This is a genomic window from Primorskyibacter aestuariivivens (assembly GCF_028023675.1).
In the GTDB taxonomy this organism is placed as follows: Bacteria; Pseudomonadota; Alphaproteobacteria; order Rhodobacterales; family Rhodobacteraceae; genus Marinovum; species Marinovum aestuariivivens.
This window is the reverse complement of record NZ_JAQIOZ010000010.1, coordinates 53,808-77,364: the sequence shown is the minus strand read 5'-3', so window position 1 is coordinate 77,364 and position 23,557 is coordinate 53,808. Positions and strand designations below refer to the sequence as shown.

General features: G+C 58.5%; 27 protein-coding genes. 14 read left to right on the top strand and 13 right to left on the bottom strand.

The annotated features are described in order from the left end of the window. Positions 1 to 63 precede the first annotated feature (63 nt). Genes PGB28_RS11775 through PGB28_RS11765 form a run of 3 tightly spaced genes read right to left on the bottom strand, consistent with a single transcriptional unit; the run spans position 64 to position 3,451 of the window. Positions 64 to 1,497, bottom strand: a complete 1,434-nt coding sequence (locus tag PGB28_RS11775) for an ATP-binding protein (RefSeq protein ID WP_271421714.1) — start codon at positions 1,495 to 1,497, stop codon at positions 64 to 66. A 5-nt stretch (positions 1,498 to 1,502) separates the two neighbouring features. Continuing rightward, positions 1,503 to 2,231, bottom strand: coding sequence for a response regulator (locus tag PGB28_RS11770; RefSeq protein WP_271421713.1), 729 nt, complete (start codon positions 2,229 to 2,231; stop codon positions 1,503 to 1,505). 2 nt (positions 2,232 to 2,233) lie between these two features. Next, on the bottom strand, positions 2,234 to 3,451 hold the full coding sequence (locus PGB28_RS11765; RefSeq protein ID WP_271421797.1) for a sialidase family protein: 1,218 nt from the start codon (positions 3,449 to 3,451) through the stop codon (positions 2,234 to 2,236). A gap of 259 nt (positions 3,452 to 3,710) precedes the next feature. On the opposite strand from PGB28_RS11765, the gene PGB28_RS11760 reads away from it, so the two are divergent. Genes PGB28_RS11760 through PGB28_RS11745 form a run of 4 tightly spaced genes read left to right on the top strand, consistent with a single transcriptional unit; the run spans position 3,711 to position 6,734 of the window. After that, positions 3,711 to 4,373: a TVP38/TMEM64 family protein gene (locus PGB28_RS11760; protein ID WP_110796839.1), complete on the top strand. Its 663-nt coding sequence runs from the start codon at positions 3,711 to 3,713 to the stop codon at positions 4,371 to 4,373. A gap of 1 nt (position 4,374) precedes the next feature. Next, positions 4,375 to 5,373, top strand: a complete 999-nt coding sequence (locus PGB28_RS11755) for a cation diffusion facilitator family transporter (protein WP_271421712.1) — start codon at positions 4,375 to 4,377, stop codon at positions 5,371 to 5,373. Then, positions 5,370 to 6,281: a sterol desaturase family protein gene (locus tag PGB28_RS11750; RefSeq protein WP_271421711.1), complete on the top strand. Its 912-nt coding sequence runs from the start codon at positions 5,370 to 5,372 to the stop codon at positions 6,279 to 6,281. Before PGB28_RS11755 ends, PGB28_RS11750 begins: the two co-directional genes overlap by 4 nt. Before the next feature lie 3 nt (positions 6,282 to 6,284). After that, positions 6,285 to 6,734: a DUF411 domain-containing protein gene (locus tag PGB28_RS11745; protein ID WP_271421710.1), complete on the top strand. Its 450-nt coding sequence runs from the start codon at positions 6,285 to 6,287 to the stop codon at positions 6,732 to 6,734. Positions 6,735 to 6,739: 5 nt separating this feature from the next. Here PGB28_RS11745 and PGB28_RS11740 read toward each other — a convergent pair whose 3' ends face one another. Then, complete coding sequence (locus PGB28_RS11740; RefSeq protein ID WP_271421709.1) at positions 6,740 to 7,306, bottom strand: Crp/Fnr family transcriptional regulator; 567 nt, start codon at positions 7,304 to 7,306, stop codon at positions 6,740 to 6,742. A gap of 75 nt (positions 7,307 to 7,381) precedes the next feature. Between PGB28_RS11740 and PGB28_RS11735 the strand changes: the two genes are divergently transcribed. Further along, complete coding sequence (locus PGB28_RS11735) at positions 7,382 to 7,906, top strand: hypothetical protein (RefSeq protein WP_271421708.1); 525 nt, start codon at positions 7,382 to 7,384, stop codon at positions 7,904 to 7,906. Positions 7,907 to 8,013: 107 nt separating this feature from the next. Next, positions 8,014 to 8,574: a ubiquinol-cytochrome c reductase iron-sulfur subunit gene (petA, locus tag PGB28_RS11730; RefSeq protein WP_271421707.1), complete on the top strand. Its 561-nt coding sequence runs from the start codon at positions 8,014 to 8,016 to the stop codon at positions 8,572 to 8,574. On the opposite strand, the gene PGB28_RS11725 is transcribed toward petA, so the two are convergent. The 6 genes from PGB28_RS11725 to PGB28_RS11700 all read right to left on the bottom strand — a co-directional run bounded on the left by PGB28_RS11725 (position 8,545) and on the right by PGB28_RS11700 (position 11,764). After that, on the bottom strand, positions 8,545 to 8,733 hold the full coding sequence (locus PGB28_RS11725) for a hypothetical protein (RefSeq protein ID WP_271421706.1): 189 nt from the start codon (positions 8,731 to 8,733) through the stop codon (positions 8,545 to 8,547). The genes petA and PGB28_RS11725 overlap by 30 nt on opposite strands. An 82-nt stretch (positions 8,734 to 8,815) precedes the next feature. Next, positions 8,816 to 10,273 carry a mercury(II) reductase gene (gene merA / locus PGB28_RS11720; protein WP_408636247.1) on the bottom strand — a complete coding sequence of 486 codons (1,458 nt, stop codon included), beginning with the start codon at positions 10,271 to 10,273 and terminating at the stop codon, positions 8,816 to 8,818. Between the two features lie 109 nt (positions 10,274 to 10,382). Next, positions 10,383 to 10,622, bottom strand: coding sequence for a mercury resistance system transport protein MerF (gene merF, locus PGB28_RS11715; RefSeq protein WP_271421704.1), 240 nt, complete (start codon positions 10,620 to 10,622; stop codon positions 10,383 to 10,385). Between the two features lie 97 nt (positions 10,623 to 10,719). After that, the gene (locus tag PGB28_RS11710) at positions 10,720 to 11,016 is read right to left on the bottom strand and encodes a hypothetical protein (protein ID WP_271421703.1); all 297 of its coding nucleotides are present in this window, start codon (positions 11,014 to 11,016) and stop codon (positions 10,720 to 10,722) included. 22 nt (positions 11,017 to 11,038) lie between these two features. Next, complete coding sequence (locus PGB28_RS11705; RefSeq protein WP_271421702.1) at positions 11,039 to 11,344, bottom strand: heavy-metal-associated domain-containing protein; 306 nt, start codon at positions 11,342 to 11,344, stop codon at positions 11,039 to 11,041. 12 nt (positions 11,345 to 11,356) lie between these two features. Then, positions 11,357 to 11,764 carry a mercuric transporter MerT family protein gene (locus PGB28_RS11700; RefSeq protein ID WP_271421701.1) on the bottom strand — a complete coding sequence of 136 codons (408 nt, stop codon included), beginning with the start codon at positions 11,762 to 11,764 and terminating at the stop codon, positions 11,357 to 11,359. Positions 11,765 to 11,860: 96 nt separating this feature from the next. Between PGB28_RS11700 and PGB28_RS11695 the strand changes: the two genes are divergently transcribed. Beyond that, positions 11,861 to 12,262, top strand: a complete 402-nt coding sequence (locus PGB28_RS11695) for a MerR family transcriptional regulator (protein ID WP_271421796.1) — start codon at positions 11,861 to 11,863, stop codon at positions 12,260 to 12,262. A 328-nt stretch (positions 12,263 to 12,590) separates the two neighbouring features. On the opposite strand, the gene PGB28_RS11690 is transcribed toward PGB28_RS11695, so the two are convergent. Next, on the bottom strand, positions 12,591 to 13,658 hold the full coding sequence (locus tag PGB28_RS11690; protein ID WP_271421700.1) for a hypothetical protein: 1,068 nt from the start codon (positions 13,656 to 13,658) through the stop codon (positions 12,591 to 12,593). Between the two features lie 226 nt (positions 13,659 to 13,884). Here PGB28_RS11690 and PGB28_RS11685 point away from each other — a divergent pair, with 226 nt between their 5' ends. From PGB28_RS11685 to repC, 4 genes are all read left to right on the top strand, one after another. After that, entirely contained in the window at positions 13,885 to 14,793 is a 909-nt protein-coding gene (locus PGB28_RS11685; RefSeq protein WP_271421699.1) for a recombinase family protein, read from the top strand. A gap of 341 nt (positions 14,794 to 15,134) precedes the next feature. After that, positions 15,135 to 16,334: a plasmid partitioning protein RepA gene (gene repA / locus PGB28_RS11680; RefSeq protein ID WP_271421698.1), complete on the top strand. Its 1,200-nt coding sequence runs from the start codon at positions 15,135 to 15,137 to the stop codon at positions 16,332 to 16,334. Beyond that, on the top strand, positions 16,334 to 17,302 hold the full coding sequence (repB, locus tag PGB28_RS11675) for a plasmid partitioning protein RepB (RefSeq protein ID WP_271421697.1): 969 nt from the start codon (positions 16,334 to 16,336) through the stop codon (positions 17,300 to 17,302). The genes repA and repB overlap by 1 nt, the downstream gene beginning before the upstream one ends. A gap of 238 nt (positions 17,303 to 17,540) precedes the next feature. Beyond that, the gene (repC, locus tag PGB28_RS11670) at positions 17,541 to 18,596 is read left to right on the top strand and encodes a plasmid replication protein RepC (protein ID WP_271421696.1); all 1,056 of its coding nucleotides are present in this window, start codon (positions 17,541 to 17,543) and stop codon (positions 18,594 to 18,596) included. Positions 18,597 to 18,808: 212 nt separating this feature from the next. Here the strand turns inward: repC and PGB28_RS11665 are convergent, their stop codons facing one another. Continuing rightward, the gene (locus tag PGB28_RS11665; RefSeq protein ID WP_271421695.1) at positions 18,809 to 20,011 is read right to left on the bottom strand and encodes a Fic family protein; all 1,203 of its coding nucleotides are present in this window, start codon (positions 20,009 to 20,011) and stop codon (positions 18,809 to 18,811) included. Between the two features lie 291 nt (positions 20,012 to 20,302). On the opposite strand from PGB28_RS11665, the gene PGB28_RS11660 reads away from it, so the two are divergent. Both PGB28_RS11660 and PGB28_RS11655 read left to right on the top strand, forming a co-directional pair. Further along, positions 20,303 to 20,773: a hypothetical protein gene (locus PGB28_RS11660; protein ID WP_271421694.1), complete on the top strand. Its 471-nt coding sequence runs from the start codon at positions 20,303 to 20,305 to the stop codon at positions 20,771 to 20,773. 40 nt (positions 20,774 to 20,813) lie between these two features. Then, positions 20,814 to 21,752, top strand: coding sequence for an ArdC family protein (locus PGB28_RS11655; RefSeq protein WP_271421693.1), 939 nt, complete (start codon positions 20,814 to 20,816; stop codon positions 21,750 to 21,752). Between the two features lie 220 nt (positions 21,753 to 21,972). Here the strand turns inward: PGB28_RS11655 and PGB28_RS11650 are convergent, their stop codons facing one another. Continuing rightward, complete coding sequence (locus tag PGB28_RS11650; protein ID WP_271421692.1) at positions 21,973 to 22,380, bottom strand: tautomerase family protein; 408 nt, start codon at positions 22,378 to 22,380, stop codon at positions 21,973 to 21,975. A gap of 92 nt (positions 22,381 to 22,472) precedes the next feature. Here PGB28_RS11650 and PGB28_RS11645 point away from each other — a divergent pair, with 92 nt between their 5' ends. Continuing rightward, positions 22,473 to 23,348: a LysR substrate-binding domain-containing protein gene (locus tag PGB28_RS11645; RefSeq protein ID WP_271421795.1), complete on the top strand. Its 876-nt coding sequence runs from the start codon at positions 22,473 to 22,475 to the stop codon at positions 23,346 to 23,348. The last annotated feature ends 209 nt before the right edge of the window (positions 23,349 to 23,557 follow it).

Here is a 23,557-nt window from a genome sequence, read left to right as displayed (position 1 = left end):
AGGAACGTTTGGCGCTTTGGTTTTTTGTAATGATATGTATCAACGCAGCAGCTGGAAAGCCGGTCAGGTTCCGTGTCCTGGCACCTCCAATAGGTCGTGAGATCCCCGATCCAAGCGCTCGCCGACGTCGGACGTGCCGGTCAGAGGCAGCACCACGCGCGCGCGCAACCCACCCTCATCGCGGTTCGACAAGTCTATGACACCGCCATGCTCCAGAACGATACTGCGCGCGATAGAGAGCCCCAACCCGTGGCCGCCTGTATCCAGTGATCGGGATTGTTCGATCCGCTGATAGGGCTGGAACGCCTCTCTGATGCGGCTTTCAGGGATCCCGGGCCCGCAATCGTCGACCCGTATTTCAACGCTCGCCCCGGACATATCCCACGAAAGAACGGGGTCGCGACCGTAGCGTTGTGCATTGTCGATCAGATTGCGCAGCGCGCGCCGCATGGCCATGGGTTTGATCTGCACCACTGCCTCGGGGCCCACTTGCAGATCAAGGTCGCCTTGTGTGTTCTTGTGGAGTTCAGAGAGGTATTCCGCCACGTCGACACGCCGTAACTCTTCGCCTTGCCCGACGCCGCGGGCATAGGCGAGCGTGGCTTCGACCATCTCCTGCATTTCCTCGAGCGATGTCGCGATGCCGTCTTTGGTCTCGGGATCGTCCACCATTTCGGCCCGGACCCGCAGCGCTGTCAGGGGTGTCCGCAGGTCATGCGCAAGTGCCGCAAGCATTTGGGTGCGGTCCGTGACGAACCGTGCAAGGCGCGCCTGCATGTCGTTGAAGGCAATCGTCAGATCCCGAACCTCTGTCGGACCGACAGGCGCAATCGGCCCCTGCCCTCCCCCTCGACCGAATTCGTCCGCAGATGCCGCGAGTTCGTTCAGAGGGCGCGTCAAGCGCGTCAGAACAAACCAGAATACAGCTAGGAGCAGTACCACCGACGTCAGCACAAATGAAAACGTGGACGCCCAGGACCACTGAATCGGCGGACGCTCGAACCTTGTTGCGACGTTCAACCAGCGGCCTCCCGCGATCGCGATCGATACCTCCATTTCGATCGCCGCCAAACGTCCTCGCATCATTTCAGCGTGCATCTCGGCCATTTCTGGCGACAGGTTCGGCAACGGGAGAAGCCCCTGTTCAATCTCATGGACTTCAACGCGGATGTCCCGACTGTAACCATCGTTCAAAAGCGCGCGAATTCGGGCATCTACGGCACCATTCTCGTCATGATGTGTATGCGTGACCGACGGCTCATCACCAAGCTCGAAGCGCACCAGGGGCGAGGTCGCCGCCGCGACGATTTCATCGCGTAAATCGGGTGGGGCGGCTTCGATGAGGCGGGCAACATTGGCCGCACGCCCCGCCGCCTCGCTCCCGATGGCCGCCTGTACTGCCAGAGACCGTTCATCCACGAATAGCCAAAACCCGACGACTTGCGCCACGAACAGAACCGACACAACGAGGATGGCGATCTGCGTGCGAAACCCCATGCGCATCAGCTCTCCAGATCCACGTCGCAGTTCAGACAATAGCCGCCATTGCGCACTGTCGTGATGATCCGCGGCCGCAAGACATCCGGTTCGATCTTCCTGCGCAGTCTGGAGACCTGATTGTCTATCGTTCGATCGAAAGGTCCAGCGATGCGCCCGGCGCTCAACTCGAGCAACTCATCCCGGCTGATGACGGCGCGTGGACGTTCCAGAAAGACCGACAGCAGCTTCGCTTCTGCAGTTGTCAGCGTGTTTGCCGTGCCGTCCTGTTTGGTCACCTGGCCGGCGTCATGGTCAAACGTGATACCGGCAAATCTCGCGCGTTTTCCTGCAAGCGCGCCGCCGTGTGGCGAAGATGCTTCGCCCGAACGGCGCAGGATGGCATTGATCCTGGCCAGAAGCTCGCGCGGGTTGAAAGGTTTTGCGAGATAGTCATCTGCCCCCGTATCGAGCCCATTGATGCGATCGTCATCTTCGCCGAGCGCGGTGAGCATGAGTATAGGGGTCATCCGATGCTCGCGGCGCAACCTCGCACAGGCAGCCAGACCGTCTTCTCCCGGCATCATGATATCCAGCACGATCAGATCGATGGTTTCCCTGCCCAGAAGGTCATCCATTTCGGACGTGTTGCCCGCACCGGTGGCCTGCATCCCGTTTTTCTGGAGATAGCGTGTGACCGATTGCCGAATTTCGGCATGATCATCGACCACGAGGATATGTGGCGGGGCGGACATGATCAGTCGATCTCCGTCAGTCTGACCCGGCGCATGGCGATGCGGTCGCCCGTCTCTTCAGGCTGGGTCCAGGCGATGAAGATGTCACGGTCCAGCCGAGCCATGGTTGGAAAGTTCACGGACGCACCTGCCGAATTTGTCGCCAGCACCTCCTGTGCCACACATCCGGTTTCCTTTTCCGCACGGCACAGCATGAGCGCTTCATTCCCGTCGGTCCATTCGACCCAAGACACCAACGCGGTCCCGTCCTCGAGCAGCTCGACATCGACCCGGCCGACTGGATTGCCGAGATCGACCCGGACCGGCGCGCCAAAGCTGCGACCCGCGTCGCCAGAGAAAGCCACCTTGACAGCCGCAAGGTCGTTCGCACCGGTGAACCAAGCGACGACCGCGTCATCGCCATCGGCAGCAATTGCCGGACCATTGACCGGGCATCCCGCCAACTCCCACCCATCATGGTGAACCGTCACGGGCCTTTGCCATCCATCAACGTTCAGCCGCACGACGGAGATATCCCGGATCTCTCCATCCGTTCGGTCTCGGTAAGCGGCGAGTATCGTGCCATTCCCGGTCGCTGCGAGGCTTGTCTGGCAGCAGGAGCAAGTCTGCACATCGACGGCAACGTCGTGGCCGAGAGAGCCGTCGCTTGCCAGCGTCGTTGCCCGCAATTGCATGGCATCAGGCGTCGTGGATGCTTCGTTGCGATCAGCACCATAGGCGCGCCCATCAAGCCAGATGACGGCCAGAGTTTCCGCACCCGCAGGCAGCATCGACACGAACCCGTGCTGCGCAAAAGACCTGTCTTCATGCGGAATCAGCGGTTCGCTCCAGGACGCGCCACCGTCGCGCGAAAGCGCGATCTCGACTTGATAGTCGAAACTCGACGGACCGATTTCACGAAGCCAGTGAACCGCGATCGTGCCATCGTCGAAGAGCGCGATGCCGGGAAAATCAGCCCAGTTCACGAACAGATCGAATCCTTGATGCACAAGGCGCGGTTCTGACCAGCCTTGCGCGGACCGGAGGCCCATCATGACTTTGGTTTGACCCCCTTCGTGCTCGATCCAGCTCATGTAGATTACGCCATCGTGGCGCGTAAGAGAGGGCTCATGCGCTCCTGGCAGCGACGGCAGCACAATGTCTTCTACCTGATCGATAAGTGCAGCTCCCGTCTGAGCCGTAACGGGTTGCGGCAGCACGAAGCCACTCGCCGCGATCACCAATGCAAGGGGCCCGATCCAAGTCTTCGCGCTTCGCAGGCCCTGCGATCGTCTATGATCTCTGGTTTTTGTTCGGCATGTCATAACGCGCAGAATAGATTGTTCTTTCCCAAATGACCCGAACTTCCTTTGTCGCAAAATGTATCAAAGCGATGTTGGCCCTTGACCTTCCAGCGACTGGAAGCCCTATGTCACGCCTCATGATAGGCGCGAGACAACAAAACTCTGAACAGGACGCCAGGCAGCCGTGGGGTTGGCCATGATGTTTCGGCTTGCCTTACTGCTCCTTCTGGTGCTCGCGATCTCCGTTCTAGCATTGCCGGATGTTCTGGGCTTTGACATCAATCTTCCCGAACGTGAGGACCTTGACCGCTGGATCGATGCCGCGGGACTTACGGGGCCCATACTTGTGGTCGCGCTCATGACGGCGGCAATCGTTGCTAGTCCGTTGCCCTCCGCCCCGATCGCGCTCGCTGCTGGCGCCGCTTATGGCCACACGTTCGGGACGTTACTTGTCGTCCTCGGTGCGGAACTCGGGGCACTCGGCGCCTTTCTCCTCGCCCGTTGGCTCGGCCAACCCTTCGTCGAACGCCACTTCGGCCAAAAGACAGGCCCGTACTTTCTCGGGTCGCAGAACACCCTGACTTTTCTGGTTTTCGGAAGCCGGCTGTTGCCGTTTCTGTCCTTCGACATGATCAGCTATGCGGCCGGGCTGAGTAAATTGCATCTGTGGCGCTTCGCGCTTGCGACCCTGGCCGGAATCATCCCGGCGAGTTTTCTTCTCGCGCACCTCGGCAGCGAGGCCATGAACGGGGATGCCCGCACTGCCACCTGGACGGCAGTCGCGCTCGGCGGGTTTACCGCATTGTCCCTGCTTGTCGCGATTTGGCGCGAACGCCGCCCTACAAGGAAAGAGAGCTGACATGGCATCCCATTCTCACACTGGACACATGCCCACGTCAGGCAAGGCGCTGGTCATCTCCGCATGGCTGACGGGTATCTATTTCGTCATCGAGCTGGCCGTTGGCCTATGGACGGGTTCGATCGCTGTCCTGTCCGATGCTTTTCACACACTTTCGGCGGTCGGTGGGGTTCTGGTGGCGATTGTCGCTCAGCGTATCGCCCGCAGGCCTGCCGATCCGGAGCGCAGTTTCGGCTGGTATCGTGCCGAGATCATCGGTGCGCTCGTCAATGGCGGCTTTCTGTTGGGCATGGCGCTTCTCGTGATCTGGATGGGCGTCATGCGGCTCGGCAATCCGATCCATCTGCCGACGGGGCCCATGCTTTGGGTGGCCTTCGGTGGATTGGTCACTGAGGTCATCTCGCTCGGCCTTATGTGGCAATCAAGCAAAGACGATCTGAATGCCCGTGGCGCGCTCTGGCATATCATCCAGACCTTCGTCGGTAGCCTTCTGATCATCGTGACCGCCCTGGTCATCAAGTTCACCGGCTTTCTCGCAATCGACCCGATCCTCGGCGCTGCGTTCGGCGTCGTGCTCCTCTGGGCCTCAATCGGCGTGATCCGCGAAGCGGTTCACATCCTCATGGAAGGGACGCCGGAAGACACAGACCTTCCAGCAGTCATCGCAGATCTTCGCGAACAGGCGCATGTCCTCGATGTCCATCACGTGCATGCCTGGACCCTGACAAGTGGCAAACACGCGTTTTCGGCCCACCTGCGCCATGCCGATTCCGCTGACGCCGCCAGCATTCTCGAAAGCGCCTATAACCGGCTCACCCACGAGCACGGCTTTCACATGGTCACCTTGCAATTGGAGACCGATTGTCTCGACGAGGCGCATGCCCAAGATCTCGACATTTCCAATGCGTCCGAAGCCAACGAAGGAGAGGCAACGACGTCATCGTCAAACCCGCACGCGAGCCATGGTGTCGGGTTGAAATCACGGGAGGCTGGAAAGTGATCGAAACCATCCTTGTTGCGGAACCCGAAATTCGCCTGACGGCCTTTCTGGGCGTATTGGCCGCCATGGCACTCTGGGAAATTGCGGCTCCGCGCCGGCGCCGGGACTTTCCGCGTGTGATCCGTTGGACCAATAACCTGGCGCTGGTCATCGTCGACACGGTAATCCTGCGTCTGACCTTCCCCATCCTTGCCGTCGGATTGGCAGTGATGGGCGAAGATCGTGGCTGGGGGTTGTTCAACAATCTCGACATCCCCGTCTGGGCCGCCGCACTCGTCTCGATGCTGCTGCTTGATCTCGCCATCTATCTGCAGCATGTGATGTTTCACGCTGTCCCTGCCCTCTGGCGGCTGCACCGCATGCACCATGCCGACCTTGATTTCGATGCGACAACCGGGCTTCGTTTTCACCCGGTCGAGATTGTGATCTCGATGGCGATCAAGCTCGCGGTCGTCGCGGCACTCGGCCCACCAGCCTTTGCGGTTCTGCTCTTCGAAGTGATCCTCAACGCCACTGCCCTCTTCAATCACGCCAACATCAATTTGCCGGTCTCTATCGACCGCTGGCTCAGATGGGTTCTTGTCACGCCAGACATGCACCGCGTGCACCACTCGGTGGATCCTAAGGAGACGAATTCAAACTACGGCTTCAATCTGCCCTGGTGGGATCGATTGCTCGGCACCTATGTTGCCCAGCCAGCCAAGGGTCATACCGGAATGGAGATTGGCATCGAGCAATTTCGCACAAAGCGAGATCTTTGGATCGACAGAATGCTGGTTCAGCCAATTCGGGGGCCAGCAAGCGGGCACGCGCTCGACATACCCAAGCGAACGATGACGCATGAAGAGAACACTCTCGACGGCAAATCTAACGAGGCTATTGTTCTGACCAACAAAGATAAGGATTGACGCATGAACAGACGAGCTTTTCTGATGTCTGGTGCCGCCGTGGTACTGGCGCGCCCCGTATTCGCCGATGCGGCCCCCATCATCAGGGTTTTGAAGACCCCGACATGTGGGTGCTGCACAGCCTGGGTTGAACATGTTCGCCAGGCAGGGTTCGCCGTCGAAGCGCAGGATGTCGATCAGGATGCGCTTTATGCGTTCAAAGACCGTCTGCAAATCGTACCGGAACTCGCTGGATGTCACACCGCGGTGGTAGGCGATTACTTCATTGAGGGCCATGTGCCCGCCTCGGACATCAAGCGGCTTCTGGCAGAACAACTGGTGGCGCGCGGTTTGACTGTCCCCGGCATGCCGATGAGTTCGCCCGGCATGGGCGGTCCCGGGGCCGGTGACGCTTTTGATACCTTGCTTGTGGCGTCCGACGGCGCGACCTCCGTCTTTGCCAGCCACAGCTGATCGGCTCAATGGCGCAGGTGATAGATCCCACGGGACGGGTTTGCGACCCGCCCGTCCTGCACGAGCTTTCGCAAGCCTCTGTAGGTCGCTTCATGGCTCAGCTGTAACCGGGCGGCGAACTCAACCACGGAGCCTTCGAGCAGGCCCGCGACCAACCCCGCCATCACCCGGTCCTCTGCGCGCCGAATGCCGACGATCTCCAGCATCTGTCGCTGCGCCTGTATCTGTTGAGCTGCCTGGCGGCAATAGGTGCGCGCAAACTCCGGCTCCGCAAAGGCGGCCAAGACAGCGGCCTTGTCGATCCGGACCAACGCCCCGGCCTCCACGAAGACCGCATCGCAATGATAGACATCTGAAAACACGGAGGCTTCGGCAAAGCTTGTCCCGGCTTGGGTACGGTGGATGATGAACCGCTCGCCACCCGGACCGACCCGTTCGAGATGTACGCGTCCGGTTTGTACAACATAGAGACCGTGGGTGGGGTCGCCTTGGTGAAACACGATATCGCCAACCGCGCCGGAAAGTGGGCGCAGGGCTGAGCTCGGGATATGATCATAAGGGTCTGGCAACATATGATTGAAATCATATTGCGATGCGCCCGCCCCTGCTAGCCTAAATATGACAGCACCCCACTGAAGGATCCGTCCATGCGTCTCATTCCCCTCCTCCTTGCCATACTGATGGCGGCACCCGTGGCCGCCCAGCACGCGCATTCCGCGACCGGTCACGATATGGGCGGACCGCAGGAAACCGGGCAATCGGCCTTTGCCGCCCTGGCGGAAATCGTTGGGATCCTGCAGGCCGATCCCGAGACGGATTGGGAGCGGGTCGATATCGACGGATTGCGCCGCCATCTGGTCAATATGGATCTTCTGACCATGGATGCTGTTGTCACCCGCATGCTGCGCCCCGAAGGCGCGCGGTTCGAGATCTGGGGGACCCCACGTATTCTAGAGGCCATCCGCGCCATGGTGCCCGCCCATGCGCCCTTTCTCGAGGCCGAGACTGGCTGGGATGTTGTGACAGAGGACCTAAACGATGGGGTGGCGCTCATTGTGGATGGCAATGCCGCGCAGATACAGGGGCTTGGCTTCTTTGGTCTGATGGCGATTGGTGCACATCACCAGGAACATCATCTGATGTTGGCCAGGGGTGCGGCACCTCATCGCTAGTCGGACGAGATCGCTCGCCTGCGCGTCCACGAAAGCGGGTCTCGTTTACAAAACATTACACGTGCGCCGTTGACCCTCCTGCGCAGTTGCCTCGTAGAATACGTAACATGAGTACCACGTACGAGGACACAGCACGCCGGGATTTTCTTTACTACGCCACAGCAGGAGCGGGAATCGTGGCTGCTGGCGCCGCCGTCTGGCCGCTCGTGGACCAAATGAACCCCTCCGCTGATGTCCGTGCGCTCGCAACGATCTCCGTCGATATCTCCGACCTTCCTCCCGGGACACAACTGACCGTCAATTGGCGTGGGAAACCGGTATTCATCCGGCTTCGAACAGATGCGGAAATTTCTGAGGCACGCTCGGAAACTGTGTCTGCACTTCCGGACACCGACGCTCGAAACCCCAATCTTCCGGCTGATACAACGGCGACTGATAATAACAGATCGGTCCCCGGGCACGAAGCCTTCCTGGTCATGATCGGCGTCTGCACGCATCTGGGATGTGTCCCTCTGGGAGATGGCGCTGGGGACTTCGGCGGTTGGTTCTGCCCGTGCCATGGGTCGCATTACGACACCGCGGGAAGGATCCGCAAAGGCCCGGCACCAGAGAACCTGCACATTCCACCGCTATCGCTTTCAGGGGAAATGGTGCTGACCCTTGGATAGTGAGCGCAGCGTGTTCACCGGGAAGAACGGTCCGTTCCAGACGCAATGCCGCCGTTTGCACCGGCGGGCATTCAACAAACAGGCCGTCCACATGCAGATCAGCGTGCCGACCCAGACCCAGGTCTTGACCGGATGTGGCACACCGATCGCCAGGAGCATCGCAGCAATGGGCAAGCCCCAGGCGATTAACAGACCAGGAAGTGTCGACAAAAGGTCCGTTCTTTCGGGCGATGCCATGGTGTCACCCCGCGCAGCAGCTGAGTTTGGCCACATCCTTGTCGAAGGTCTGCGCGGCGAGTTTCAGCCCTTCGACCGTGGTTAGATATGGGAAAATCGTCTCTCCAAGCGCGCGTGCGGTCATGCCGAACTTGAGCGCCATGGCTAGCGTTTGAATCGTGTCGGAGCCCTCCGGTGCCGCGATCTGGCCGCCCAGCAGGCGGTCGGTCTCGGCGTCTGCCACCAGTTTGATCACGCCGCGGGAATCGCGCGCGGCGGCAGCGCGGGGCACGTTGTCGAGTGTAATCACGCTCGTCTTGACCTCATGCCCGGCGGCCTTCGCCTCTGCCTCCGAGAGGCCGACGCCGGCCACTTGCGGGTCGGTGAACACGACCCAGGGCATCGCCGCGTTGTCATAGCGCATCGGTTTCAGTCCAAGGGCATTGTTGATTGCCACCTTGGCACCGTAGGCGGCCATGTAGACAAACTGATCACGATCGGTGACATCGCCCGCAGCCCAGATGCCGGCCCGCGTGGTGGCCATGTCAGGACCGACCTTGATCGAGCCGTGCGCGTCGGTCTCTATCCCGAGGTCTTCCAACCCGAGGTTCTCGGAAATGGCAATCCTGCCGGTGGTTACAACCAGTCGGTCAGCGGTCAGAGCCTGGGTCATACCGCCCCGGTCGATTGTCAGAGTGGCGCCGCCCGCGTTTTGCGCGACCGCGACGTATCTTAGACCGGTCTCGACCGCGATGTCTTCGGCCTTCAGCGCCTGCGTCAGCGCCTCGGCCACCTCCGGCTCGGCACCGGGCAGAAGGCGCGAGCGGGTCACCAGCGTGACCTTCACCCCCAGCCTTGAGGCCATCTGTGCCAGCTCGCATCCGATATAGCCGCCGCCCAGCACTATGATGCTGTCGGGTCGGTCGGGCAGGGTCAGCAGACCGGTGGAATCGAGCGTATCCACGGTGTCGATGCCCTCGATCGCTGGCATATGCGGGCGCGAGCCGGTGGCGATCAGGACGCACGGGGCGGATATGACTCGTGCTCCGACCGCGACGCCACCCTCGACCAATCGCGCCGGACCCTCCTCGATATAGGTGACGTTCTCATAGGCCGGCAGCAGGTCGATATATTTCTTGTGCCGCATCTCCTCAACCAGCTCGACGGTGCCTTTCACCACGGCGGGCCAATCCACCGCGTGTGCGCAGGGCTCAATGCCCGGGAACCGGGCAGCGGACGCGCCACTGTGCACCGCTTCGGCGGCGCGGATCATCGCCTTGGACGGCACGCAGCCAACGTTCACGCAGGTGCCGCCGATGGTGCCGTGGCCGACGAGCGCCACCCGCTTTCCGGCCTCAGCCGCGGTGATGGAGGCGGAGAATCCGGCCGAGCCGGCGCCAACCACGATCAGGTCATAGCTGTCGCTGTTGGCTTCGTTGGTCGGACAGCAGTCATGAGCTTTGACGGTCTGGTTCATGTTCATTTCCTTTTCCTGGCAACCCGCGCCGTCCTCATGGCTCGGCCAAATTTTCTCTTCCCACCATCGACCCGATGTCGGAAGTGAAGCTCGGATTAACTGAATTCATTATGTGTCAATTCCCTTGAGATGCTGAACCGCGCGCGCTCTTCCGCCAGAGCGCATAGATGGTCAGCAGGATAAAGATGCCCAGTGCCGGAAACAGCACGAGGTCCAGATATCCAACGACGGCGGCCAGGCCGATTGCTCCGAAGAGGATCAACAAAATGGGCGTAAAGCAGCAGAGCGCCACAATGATTGTGCCGATGATGCCCACTTTCATAAGGCCATTCGAAGATGTGTCGTCTGAAGGCATCGTATTTTCTTTCCTCATATCGGGTGCATGGGTTGCGTGGTTCACCGGATCCGGGATCAACCCGAACAGCCAAAAGACCTCATGTCGGTGCGTTGCTCTACTCGGCCGCGAAGTCGGCCGGGTGGTGGATACTCTCACCGGCGGCCCGGGTTTTGGTGCAAGTCTCATCCGGCGCGCCACCGACACCTGCTGATCCTCTGCGCCTGATCTCGCGAACAACCAGCATCGCGCCAATTGCCGCGACGACCGCGGCAATACCGCCGAGCCCCATCAACCACCCGCCAATCCCGCCGAGAATGGTGGCCAGGATGACGCCACCGCCGCCGCAGCAGATCACCATGATCGGCGCGGCAATGATGAAGGCCAGAAGCCCGCCCATGTGCTTGTCATTCATGGCCCTACCCGTCCTTCCGTGCTCAGGACTCCCCTGCCTGGAGCACCTCGGCCGGATAGCCGTTGGCCAGAACCGCTTCGATGATCATGGCGGGGCTGGCAGCCTGATCGTCGAAGGCCACGACGTAAGTGCCCGTGCCAAACTCCTCGCCGTCCTGGAAATCGATGATTTCGACCGAGGGCACGCCGCGCATCGCCGCCGCGACGGTGAACGAACAGGTCGGGCAGGTGAGTTCGCCGACACCGACTTTGATGCGCTGTTCTTCGGCACTGGCAGGCATTGCGGCCAGAATTCCCAGAGTCGCGATGGCGAGTTGGATTGTTTTCATGGGTTTGGCCTTTCAGTAGGACAGGAGGTATGGGGTGAGATAGGGGAAGATCATCGCCACGGCGACGATCGCGGTGGCAGCCCAGAGAATGGACCGCATCAGTGTTCGGTTCATCGGTCGCGCGCAGGTGCCATCAGCGCAGGCTTCGGCCGGGATCGGGCTATACGCCTGGTAAAAGCCGTATCCGATGAAAGCGGCACTCAGTGCGAAGGTGATCCACTTATATTGATAGAACGCACCCAACTGGGCGATGAACACGCCGGTGACGCCGAAGCTCACAAGCACCAGCGGCAGGATGCAACATGAGGTCATGGCCAACGCGCCGAGTACGCCGAGCCCGGTTGTCGCCCATGCCTTTTTGTCAGCTACCGGTGTTTCGCCCATTGCCGTCTGGGGGCCGTCGGATGTGGTTTCAGTCATGGTTCGAATCATCCTTGCCTCAGTGATGATCTCAATCTAGAGTCTGTAGCTGGTACAGGCTCAAGGGGGTCAAACGTGAAAAATCATCACAGATCGGTGAAGGTACTCAGGCGCGGAGATCTCGCCAAGCTGACCGGCTGCAACCTCGAGACCATTCGCTATTACGAGAACATAGGCGTCATGCCTGAGCCGCCACGCTCAAGCAAAAACTACCGCGTCTACGATGACAGGCATGTCGCGCGTCTGCGCTTCATCATGCGCGCGCGCGAATTGGGGTTCACGCTCGACGAGGTTCGCGATCTGCTCGCATTGGTCGATGGCGGGGCTCAGACCTGCGGCGAGGTGCAGGGTCTTGCAAATGCGCATCTCGCCTCGGTCCGCGCCAAGATCGCGGATCTCAAGCGCATCGAGCACGTCCTGTCATCCACCGTGGCGCAATGTAGCGGAGACGATGTGCCCGAATGCCCCGTCATCGATGCGCTGACGGAGGTGGCCTAAAAGGTGTGCTTGAGGAAATCCGCGGCAATCAAACCGGACAGTCCTTGGCTTCCGCGCTAGGAACACCGTGACCAATATCGCGGGCAGCGAAGAAACCCTGCTCAAACCGGCAACCAGCCATTTGACACCACCTCCACGAATCAGGCTGTAGTCGGCCAAGCTGATCAACTCGGACAGGTGCAGGCAGAAAGATACCGCAAGATCCATCGCTCGATCCGGCGCCGCGGCTTCGAGGTGCTCACGCCTCTCCTGAAGGTCGCGTATTTTACTGGAAACTGAATGGCTGAAATCACGCTTGGGCATGTTCCTGTTCGCATTTAGGCAAATTCTAATTTGCTGTCCGCCACATTCGAAACCTTCCCTGCCCTGTTACCTCACGGACCAATCCCCTTACTTCCATCCAGGTCAGGTTCCGCTGGACCGCCGCTCGGCTGGTGCCGGTAAGGGCCTCGGCCATCGGTGCGGAGAGGAGCGGCCATTCGGTCAGCACGGCGCGCAAAGCCGGTGGAGTTTTGCCTGAGAGCGAGATCATCTCTGCTTCTGTCCTCGCTGACCATGTCTCGATATAGTCCAAGTGCCGCATCGCGGTCAGGCAGGCAGTCTCCATCCCATCCAGCCAGCGAGCAAGACGCTCCGGTGGTAAGCCCGACGCGCGCAACCCCCCTGCCCCACCCATAGCTAGTGGTGCAAAGTTCGCTCCCCTTCCGTCGCTGGCCGTGATCCTTGCCGCGGTAACGGCTGCTTCGATCTGGTCGCCTTGTTGCCCGAGACCCGCCAAGCTCCAGAGGTGAAACCCCATGCAAGCCCGCGTGATCGGGTGTAGATGAACAGCTGATTTCATCACCTCCAGCCATCCGCCTGCGCGATCCTCTAGCCGCTCGGTGGCATCCTCGATGTTCTCGGGATCGCGGCGGTCCAGAAATGCCGCCAGGTCGACCATCGGACCCGGACCACCCGTCAGGCGGCGAACAGCCCAGCCAACTCTTGCCAAGGCATTCGGGTCATCCTGTGCGCCAGACAATCGCATTGATATCCAAAGAGCGAGGCGGTCAGAACTCACCCGATCCCCTGCAAGCCAGCTGAGGTCTGCCGCCTCGATCAGTGCCAGTCTGTGTCGCCAGCCATCCGGGCCACGCAGCAACCGGTCATCCAGCGCACCCAGGCGTCCAGCCACCTTTGCCAGCCGCGCAGCGTGAGCCGCTTCCGCCTTTGCCCAGTCGTTGATGAGCGCGTTATCAGGCGGTTCCGCCCGTGGCCCCGGGGGCAAATCATCCGGTTCTTCTTCGAGCGGCCCCGGCAGGAACCAGAGGTCGTCCTCGTGAGACTCCTCATCCCCCTCGGTGGTGATGCGGGGGTCGTCAAAATCATCAGGCAAAGTAGACTCTTGCGGCTTCATATGTGCAAAATACCTATATTATGCATATTACCCAAGCGATTTTCTGGCCGTTGCCCATGCTCTTTATATAGTATGCGCGCGCGATTGCCGGTGGAACCTCTCAGATCGCGCTCTGCGCAAGGAAACCAAGGGATTTTGGACGAACACGACGAGAGAGCACTTGCTTGCATTCGTTTACAAACGGTCGTTTATTGGCGCTATATGAAACTGCAAGAAGACTGTTTTGATGCCATTGCTAGGCTACGCGCGCGTTTCAACCGAGGATCAAACCCCCCTGCCCCAGTCTGAGGCCCTGAAATCCGCAGGCTGCGCCGAGATCCATGAAGAACAGGCCTCCGGCGGCAATCGTGCGCGGCCGGTGCTTGCGCGGGTGTTGGAGCGCATCGGCAAGGGCGACACGCTGGTGGTCGTGCGGATTGACCGCCTCGCGCGATCCCTGTCGCATCTGCTGGAGGTGATCGAGCGGCTGGAGGCCAAGGGGGCGTTCTTTCGTTCCATTCAGGACCCGATCGACACCGGATCCCCGCAAGGCAAGTTCACGCTGCAGGTCTTGGGCGCTGCGGCCGAGTTCGAGCGCGCCCTGATCCGGGAACGCACCAAGGCCGGCCTCGCCAGCGCGCGCACAAAGGGCCGCGTGGGCGGGAACCCTGGGCTGCGTGCCAAAGACCCTGCTGCTCTTCGCAAAGTGCGGCTGGCGCGACAGGACGGCTACATGGAGCGTTTGAACGAAACGGCACAAGATTGGGTGCCCCACGTGCGCCGATTGCGACCCGACTTGGCTTGGGAGGACGTGCTGCGCATCATCAACGGCCCCTTGCCCGAGGCGCGTCGCTGGACCCAAAGCCGCCTGCTGCGCGCTGTGAAGGCCTATGTCCGCGACGGCTTCCTGCCTACCGAGGTGCTGGCCCGCGCCGGGCGCCGCGAAACGGACGATCGCCTGCCCGCCATTATTGCTGGCATCAAGGGCGCAGATCCCGACATCACGCTTCAAGCGATCTGTGAACGGCTGGAATCTATGCGCGAACGCACGCCTCGTGGCCGAACAAGATGGCAGCCGTCTTCGGTGAAAATGCTGTTGGAGCGGGCGGAACGACTTGGCCTCATGCCGTACGAATCGAGCCAAGATCAGATGTAGCTTCTGACCCGAATCCAAAAAATTTCACCGGGAGAAAACTCCGCAGGAGGCAGAAAGTGCCATTAGTTGCTTGGGGTTAGCTGCTAATGTGCCAACTCAACAGAGTAGCGGCTCGATTCGGTTAGATCTGCATTTAATATATCTATATCAATGACTTGCTGAGTTTTTTACGCGGCAACACCTATAGGTGTTGTGGATAACTTTCACACTACATTTAGATTCTTCTTGCCGGACTCACTGGATCGTGGCATTCCCATTCTGACGGCAAAACGCGTCAGACACGCTGTACACCGTCAGAATGACTAAGAGCCTCAACAGAGGCCGAGAGTGGGCGGCAGGACATGGATGATCGTAACATTGGATACACGCAAGGCATAGGCTCTTCCGATATCGGAGCATTTGCCGACAATCTGGCTGAGTCTTTGGATCGCCAGATGAAGATCGCTTTCGAACCCGAAGAACGAAAGTCCCTACGCCGCTTCAGTTCCACCGAAGTCGCCGGCCTCCTGCGCGTAAGCACATCTAACCTGCGCAACCGGCACAAGGACGGCAGCTTCCCGGAAGTGCATACAGACAACCGCGGACACCGGTTCTACACAGCCCAAGAGATTGATGAGTTGCGCGATGTTCTTGGACGCACTGGAAAGAACGCAGAAAGCTACCGCCCAGGTCGACGTGATGGCGATCGTCTCCAGGTGATATCCGTCGTCAACTTCAAAGGCGGTTCATCAAAGACTACTGCAACGATTCATCTTGCGCAAAGGTATGCCCTGCGCGGTTACCGCGTGCTGGTCCTAGACCTCGATCCGCAAGCAAGTTTGACCACGTTTTTCGGCTTTCGGCCCGAGCTTGAGTTCGCCGATGGCGGCACAATCTATGATGCTTTGAGATATGAGGACCAAGTTCCTCTCTCGAACGTCATCCAGAAGACCTACTTCCATAAGCTCGACATGGTGCCCGCCGGTTTGATGCTCTCGGAGTACGAAACCGAGACCGCAAACGCTCTCGCCCGTCGCGTACAGCCCATCTTTGCAGAGCGCCTCGCCTTGGCGCTTGAAGAGGTTGAGGCAAACTACGACATCGTCCTGATCGATTGCCCGCCTCAGCTTGGGTTTCTAACCCTGACTGCGCTGGCAGCCTCGACGGGGCTTTTGGTTACCGTGGTACCTGGCATGCTTGACATCGCATCCATGAGCCAATTCCTGAAGCTTGCTTCAGAAACGGTCAAGGCCGTGGAGGAAGCCATCGGTCGGCGTGTCACATGGGATTTTGTCAAGTTCCTGATTACCAGATATGAACCGTCGGACGGTCCGCAAACCCAAATGGCAGGCTACCTGAGATCAATTCTGGCAGGTCAGGTCATGACAGAGCCGATGCTGAAGTCTACGGCGATCTCCGACGCGGGGATGACCCAGCAGACCGTCTACGAAGTCGATCCAAACCAATTCATCAGAAAGACAATTGATCGCGCCCTGACCAGCGTGAATGGCGTTGGCGATGAGCTAGAGCAGACGATCCAAATGGCATGGGGGCGTCGCTGATGGCCCGAAACATCTTCAACCAGCCTCCAAGGAATGAGACGGAGAGCGGAGGCCCCTCCCCTACCCCGCCAAAAGCGGCAAAGCTGCCGGGATCTGTTGGAGGATTGCGCGACTCTTTGCGCGAGATCACAGCAAACTCGATTCGCGATATCGAACCCGATCAGATTGACATGGATGGGCTGCGCGATCGGTTGGTGCTGGAAGATTCCAGTATCGATGAGTTGGCCGAGAGCATTCGCAAGCATGGCCAACAAGTGCCCATCATGGTCCGTCCATCAGCCCAACCGGACAGATATCGCATCATCTACGGCCGCCGCAGGCTTGCGGCGATCCGTAAGGTCGGTGGAACGGTCAAGGCAATTGTTCGAACCTTGGACGATGACGCATCTCTGATCGCTCAAGGCCAGGAGAACAACCTCAGGCTTGATCCGTCTTTTATAGAAAAGTCTCTTTTTATCCAAGAGATGCAAGAATCCGGGTACAAACCCGGTGTCATTCAAGATGCTCTAGGTCTGACCCGGCAAGGCGTATCCAACCACAGGGTCGTCATAGAACAACTGCCAGACGGTCTTGTTCAACTCATCGGGCCAGCACATGGGATCGGACGACGGCAGTGGGGTGATCTAGCTGCCTTGTCGGTGAAGGTAGATTTGGTAGACATCGCCAAAGAGGCGCTCGCCGCCCTGCCCGACGACACTCCTAGTTCCGAAAAGTTCCAAGCGGTCTATTCGGCTTGCTCGAGCAAAGCACGTAGCGACAAGAAGCCGCCCAATCGTGGGCTGACTTCGGTCATCAATGATGAGAACGGCAGTTCATTGGGCACGCTGACAATCGATGAGAAGGCGATCGCGCTCAAGGTCACCAAAAAGGACAATCCAGAATTCGGCCAATGGCTCGAAGAGCACGCGGAAGCTACGCTTTTGCAACTCTTCGTACAGTGGCGGAATGAGAGAGGCTCTGGGTCCTAACCCAGGCCACACAGAGCAACACGAGCAGAGGAGAAAAGCGAAGACCCGAAAGAAAAGAGCCCCCCAAAGTTTCCCCTGGAGAGCCCTCATCATCTGATTAGCATCTTTGATGTAGCAACCTCCAGCATACCGGTCAAGAGTCACCGATTCGGTGGACTGATATTTTTTGCCTTTTTCCGCGAAAATTCGAGGAAAGAGACGGGGAAGTTGTGGGCCGAACGGTCGTCGTGAACAAGCCATGGCATTTACAAAACTCTCGATCGAAGTCGCAGGTGCTGATGCAACCCGCGGCTCATTTCCCCCGTCTGAAACCGACGTCTGGATCATCTTCAGAGCCCTGAGAGATGCACGCGGCGTGTTTGGTCTACGTCCTGGCCACATACAGACACTTCAAGCAATGCTCAGTTTTCTGAAACCTGGCCATGGCGAAACGGTTTTTGCGTCTAACAATTCACTTTGCCAGCGCGTTGGCGGAATCGACGAACGGACACTCCGGAGGCACATCAACCGCTTCGTTGAACTCGGGTTCATCAAGCGCAATGACAGCTCGAACCGAAAGCGCTACCGCGTTCGCTCATCCGGCGGGGAGTGCATCAGTTATGGATTGTCTCTCACCCCCCTGCTCCAACGTGCGAGCGAGCTTATAGCCATCGCGCAAGAGATGGAGAATAACCGGCGAGATCGGATATTTGTCCGCAAACAGATCCTTACAAAGCTCGCCCATTTGGAAGAGCACGATCCTAGCAACGCATTCATCAACCACGCACGGAAAGCTCTACGCAGGAAGCTGAGCCTCCCCGAATACCACGCTCTGCTCGCCAATACAGATGCAGAATGCCAGAGTTTGTCTGCCCCGGATGACCCGCCTGAAACTATGGAATTGCCCGCCAATGACGGACAAACTGTCCGGCATCAATCTAAGTCTGAAGAAGAAAAAAAAGATTTAGATAGCAACATAGGCCTTGAGGCCCTGAAACCAGACTTGCTGACCTCAGTCTGCGATCAGGCGACATCGTTCTCCACAGAGAGACTTAGAAACTGGTTGGACATTGAAAACCATGCTCGAACACTTGCACCCATGATGGGCATTCACCCAGAGACTTTCGAGAAAGCCAAGAATGCTGTAGGAGCTCAGAAAGCGTCATGCGCGATCTTCATCATGCTACAGCTTGGAAAACGCATCAGGGATTTTGGAGCGTATTTTCACAGTATCACCCTGGGTCAAAGGCAAAACCAATTTGATCCATTAGCTTTGATCAAGCGACTGTCCGAAAACAATGAGCGAACTGTCTAATGTCCACCGCGGTGGACTTCGAACGAGGAGCGGCGCTTGTGGCAACCAAAACTGTCCAAACGCACCTAGCGGCGCGTGGTGGTTCTTCAGTTTATCTCAGACCAGCAGATGTCCACCGCGGTGGACAAGTGACACACGAGCAAGCCTTGATGAAAATCTGGCCGGCCATGGAAGAAATCGGCCGCCAGGCATTACACCCTAAATGCCTAAAGTTATTGTGGGAGGTCACCGTCTCCAAAGAGGTTTGGAAAGAGCCGCTCTCGATAATCCAACGGAAACGCCAACCGAACTGGCGTCTTCGGCGAGGCGGACGTCAGGTATCCAGCGGCGGTCAGTTTACTCAGCGTGTTGCGAGCAGTACGCTCGGACGTCTTGAGCACAATCTGCGCATCGCCTCGTTCCAATGCGCCATGCCGAAGAACCGCCGAGATTAATTCCGGCGCTCGCTTGTCATCGATGGTATCTGCAACAAGACGACGATACCGTTGGTCCAGTCCGCCGAGATCGAACAATCTTGCTGAGAAGGTGATCTGGTCGAGCGTCACCTTTAGGAACCATTCACTAAACGTCTTCAGTGCCGCTTCTGACAGGTTCCCCCGTCCGTCGCGGTCTCCGCGGCGTGGACTGTCGGCCAGATCCATCATCCGTTTGTACTCGCCCCGATCGGTTAGCCCGCGGGCCAGCCCACGTGATACGGACCAGAGCCCTTGGCCACCAATCCCGGCTGTGAGGGCCATGGCATGAGACATCAGTCTGCTGACACGGCCGTTGCCATCCGGGAAAGGGTGAATGTAGTTCAGCCGGTGATGTGCAGACGCGATCGCGATGATCCGTCCGCTCGAAGACCGCGCCGCAATCTGAAACCGTTTGTCGAAATGGTCCATGAATGCCGCGACGCGCGACGATGAAGGAGGTAGGTGGCGCCCGACCGCAACTTCCCGATCATCATCCTGGCGCATGCGTCCCGGAACGATGGGCTCTTGTGTGCCGTCGGGATGTTCGATGACCCGAAACTCATCCGGCATCTCGTCGTAGAAGCTCTTATGGACCCAAGTCAGGAATTCGACGGATGTGGGGCGGGGCAGGGTGCCCTTGCGATGCATCTCGTCGATGGTCCGTTGAACGATGACGTGCGCCCGGGCCTCAAGGGCGAGGGGACGGGTTTCTTCCTCAAGCTCGGCACCAGCCAGCGCCCTTTCGATGTCGCGGGGGCGCGTGTTGTGTCCTTCGATCAGGTTGGAGTAGTAGCAGTTCATCACACGGACGAGATCGGCAAGTTCGGCTGCGCTGTCAGGATGCAACCCTTGTCCCAGCCCGGTGGCTTCCCTCTGGATGTCGACCGAAAGGTCTGCCAGTTCTGTTGGAATATGCTCCTCGAAGAAGCAGGGTTCGATCCTGGCGAGTGTTTCCAGCATTTTTGCCGATCTTCTATGTTTGCAAAGTATCTGAAAAATAAACACATTTCGTACTTTCAAGCAAGGTTTTGCCGATATGCGTTGCCGATCTTGCCTGCCGATCTGAAATTGCTGCATGAAATCAATGGCTTCGGCAGATGGGCCAGGTTTCAGTTCTGTTGTGTGCAGAAAGGGCCTAGGAAAAGAGAAAGTGTTCTTCGGGTTTTGTGACTGCCGGATGAGGGCCTTTGCGGTCCCTCGGATGGGTCCGGGCCGGGTTCCGGTCTGCCGTTCCTGACGAAGGGCATTCCCATGCAAACAGGTGTCTTGCGCGTGTTGCGCGCGACCGCTGCCTCGTGGTGGCGACACAAGGAACTACGCCGAACCGGCCAGACGGCGCTGGCACAGCGGCTCGAGCGCCAGACCGTCCTGCGTGATCTCGGCTATCTGAAGCAGGCGGCGTCATTGCCAAACGCGCATGTGATCTGCGGCGAGGGCGGGACATTCATCCATCTCGGTTGGACCACCGTCTCGACCTTCGCGCCGATCGAGCGCTTTCCCCTGGCCGCCCTCGCGGTCGCACGAGGAACCCCGTTCATCGATATCCGACCCATCAGTGACGTCATCGCCTTCGCGAACTTGCCGTGCGTGGCGCGGGACGGATCGGCCGACCCTGACTCTTCGGATCCTGGCAGGTCCGTCTCGCTGACCACCTACATCGACATGGTCGAAGGGCTCGGCGCCAGGATCATCAACGATCCGCGACCCCGTCAGTCAATCTGATCACCATTCCCTCTCACCAAAACTCGAAAGGAGGCCAGCCATGGCCCGATCCCGCACGCCCAAATTCGATGCCTCCGAGGTCATCACAAACGAAATCATCCGTATTATTGAGCGCGGCGTCCTGCCGTGGCGCAAGCCATGGACCGCAGGTGGCAGCTCTCGTCCCCTGCGCGTGGGCGGGGAACCCTACCAGGGAGTGAACAACTTCCTGCTGACGATGCGGACCGTGATGGCGGGCCACAGCTCGCCCTTCTGGATGACGTTGCCGCAGGCCAATGCGTTGGACGCAAAGGTCCGCAAAGGCGAGAAATCCTCTGTCGTCGTCTATTACGGCCAAAGCCGGAAAGACGCGGGCGGCGAGGACGACCGCAGCGACGGGGATGATCACTCCGAGGAAGCCCGCATCTTCCGCTTCCAGAAATCCTACCGTGTGTTCAATGCCTGCCAGATCGAGGGCTTGCCCGAGAGCTTCCATCCCGACCCGGAGCCGGTCCCTGACCACACGCCAGCTGCGCCCATCCCGCATATGCAGACATTCTTCGATGCGATCGACATCACCACGGTATTCGCGGGCGGCGAGGCCTACTATCTGCCGCCCGTCGATAAAGTTTTCATGCCTTCTATCGAGAGGTTCCAGGACCCACGGAATTTCTACGGGGTCTGGGCGCACGAGCTGGCGCATGCCACAAAGGCGCCGCATCGGCTCAACCGCGATTATGGTCTCTCGCGGTTTGGCAACACCTCCTATGCCCGCGAAGAAATCGTGGCCGAGCTGACCTCCTGCTTCCTCGGGCAGGAGCTTGGGTTCACAGCGCATACGCTCGAGATGAACGCGGCGTATCTCTACAACTGGCTGCGCGTTCTGCGTTCGGACAAAACCGCGATCTTCAAGCATGCGGCCGACGCGCAACGCGCTTGCGACTACCTGATCGCCAGATCGGAGACGGGCAGGGCAGGGGGCAGCGCCGAGGCCGCCTAACAGACTTGTTGCTGCGAAGCGGAAAATGGCAGGTGTGAGACCGGCGTGACGAATGTGGTGATGACCACGAATGGCGGCAATGCGCAGAAAGCGGAGTTTGCAAAGTCTCAGCGTTTTCCCGACAGCGGTCCTTCGCGCAGCTTGCGGCGAATGCCGGTAGGAGCCCAAAATGACCGATGCCGCGTCGTGCATGAATGTCTGCTTTGAGTTGCAGTCAACTTTAGGCATCGTCACCGGGTTGTTGGACGATCTTCATTGCAAATTTTCCGTTTCCAACAGACCAGTCTGAGTAGTCATTTTCGTGCATAAATATCAGGACATCCTTGGGACTCACTTGGGCATCTTGTTCTAGATTTCTTGTAATCGCTGCATAGAGTGCCGTTTTCATAGCGTCGCTACGCCCGCGTCGCATAGTAATCTCGACCACTATGACATTATCGGATCGCGCGACGCCGTTGAAACTGCGGCTGTAGAAAAAATCGGCTGGATCGTAGTCTTGGACCAAATTGAAAAGCTCATCTTGCGGCATGCCGATACCCTCGACCAAAGCCGAATGGATACCCATAACGATCTTTTCTTTGATCTCAGATGTTGTGCCTGACTTAACAGCAGTGCGTACGATTGGCATGGCGTTCTCTCCTTTGATGTGGCTTCTAAGTAGCCCTTCAACGAGATATGGGATAACGAGTTATTAGCCGTCATCTTGTGAGTATTTCTCAAATGAAGTCCCGATCTAAGATATCACTAAATGCACTTAAGACGTTTGAGGCCGTCGCGCGCCATAATAACATGTCAAACGCTTCGATTGAACTTGGAGTGACGCCCGGTGCCGTTAGCCGTCAGATTTCCGAACTGCAATCAGTTGTGAGTTTTAATCTATTTAGTGGTCCTCGAACCAATCGTGTTTTGACGGATGAAAGCCGGCAACTGGCAGCCACACTGACGTCAGCTTTGGATGAAATAGACGCAACCCTTCTGGCGTTAGATGAAACGCGCGATACGATTTTAGATGTTGCCTGCCTTAGTACGATGGCCGTTCGTTGGCTTATACCGCGCCTGCACCGCTTTCGTTCAGAACACCCGAATATTGATTTGCGGCTCTCGACCAGTCCGCGCAGCCCCGACCGTTTACGCAATCGAATAGATGTTTCAATTTCTGTCCTGCCTCCGACGGCATCGCTTAGACCGCAGGATACAGTGTTGTTTGCAGAATCTCTTGGGCCAGTATTGAAACCCGGGCTGCTATGCCATTGTTCGGGCCCCGACGATTTAAGTAGCCTGCCATTGTTAACAACAAAGACTCGCCCGCAAGCCTGGCAAGAATGGCAAGCACAGCTTGGTTCGCGCCCCATTCAACTGACGAACCAAAATGAGTTTGAGCATCTTTCACTTGCTATTGAAGCTGCAGCAAACGGATTGGGTGTTTGCGTAACGCCAGAACATCTGGTCGAAAGTGATATTGGCAGTGGACGTCTAATCGCTCCATTTGGATTTCAACAAAGCGGCTACGTTTACGTTGCACAAGCACACGGGCGACGGAAGCGTCGATCAGATGCATTCATTGATTGGCTCAGCCATGATTTAATGACTAGTTAGCCAAACTTGTTACAAAAGCAGACATAAATTCATCAAAGAACAACGTCTGCAAAGTCTGCACCTTACGAGTTCGCGATCCACGCGGCGAAGGTCGGCTGTCGCCAATTCGAACCAAAGGCTGCGAGTCCGCTTCGGGATGGGAGCGGTCGTTGCTTCCGAAAGCCCCAATAGCCGCATATCCCGCTCACCTGATTTTTGGGTGTATTCGG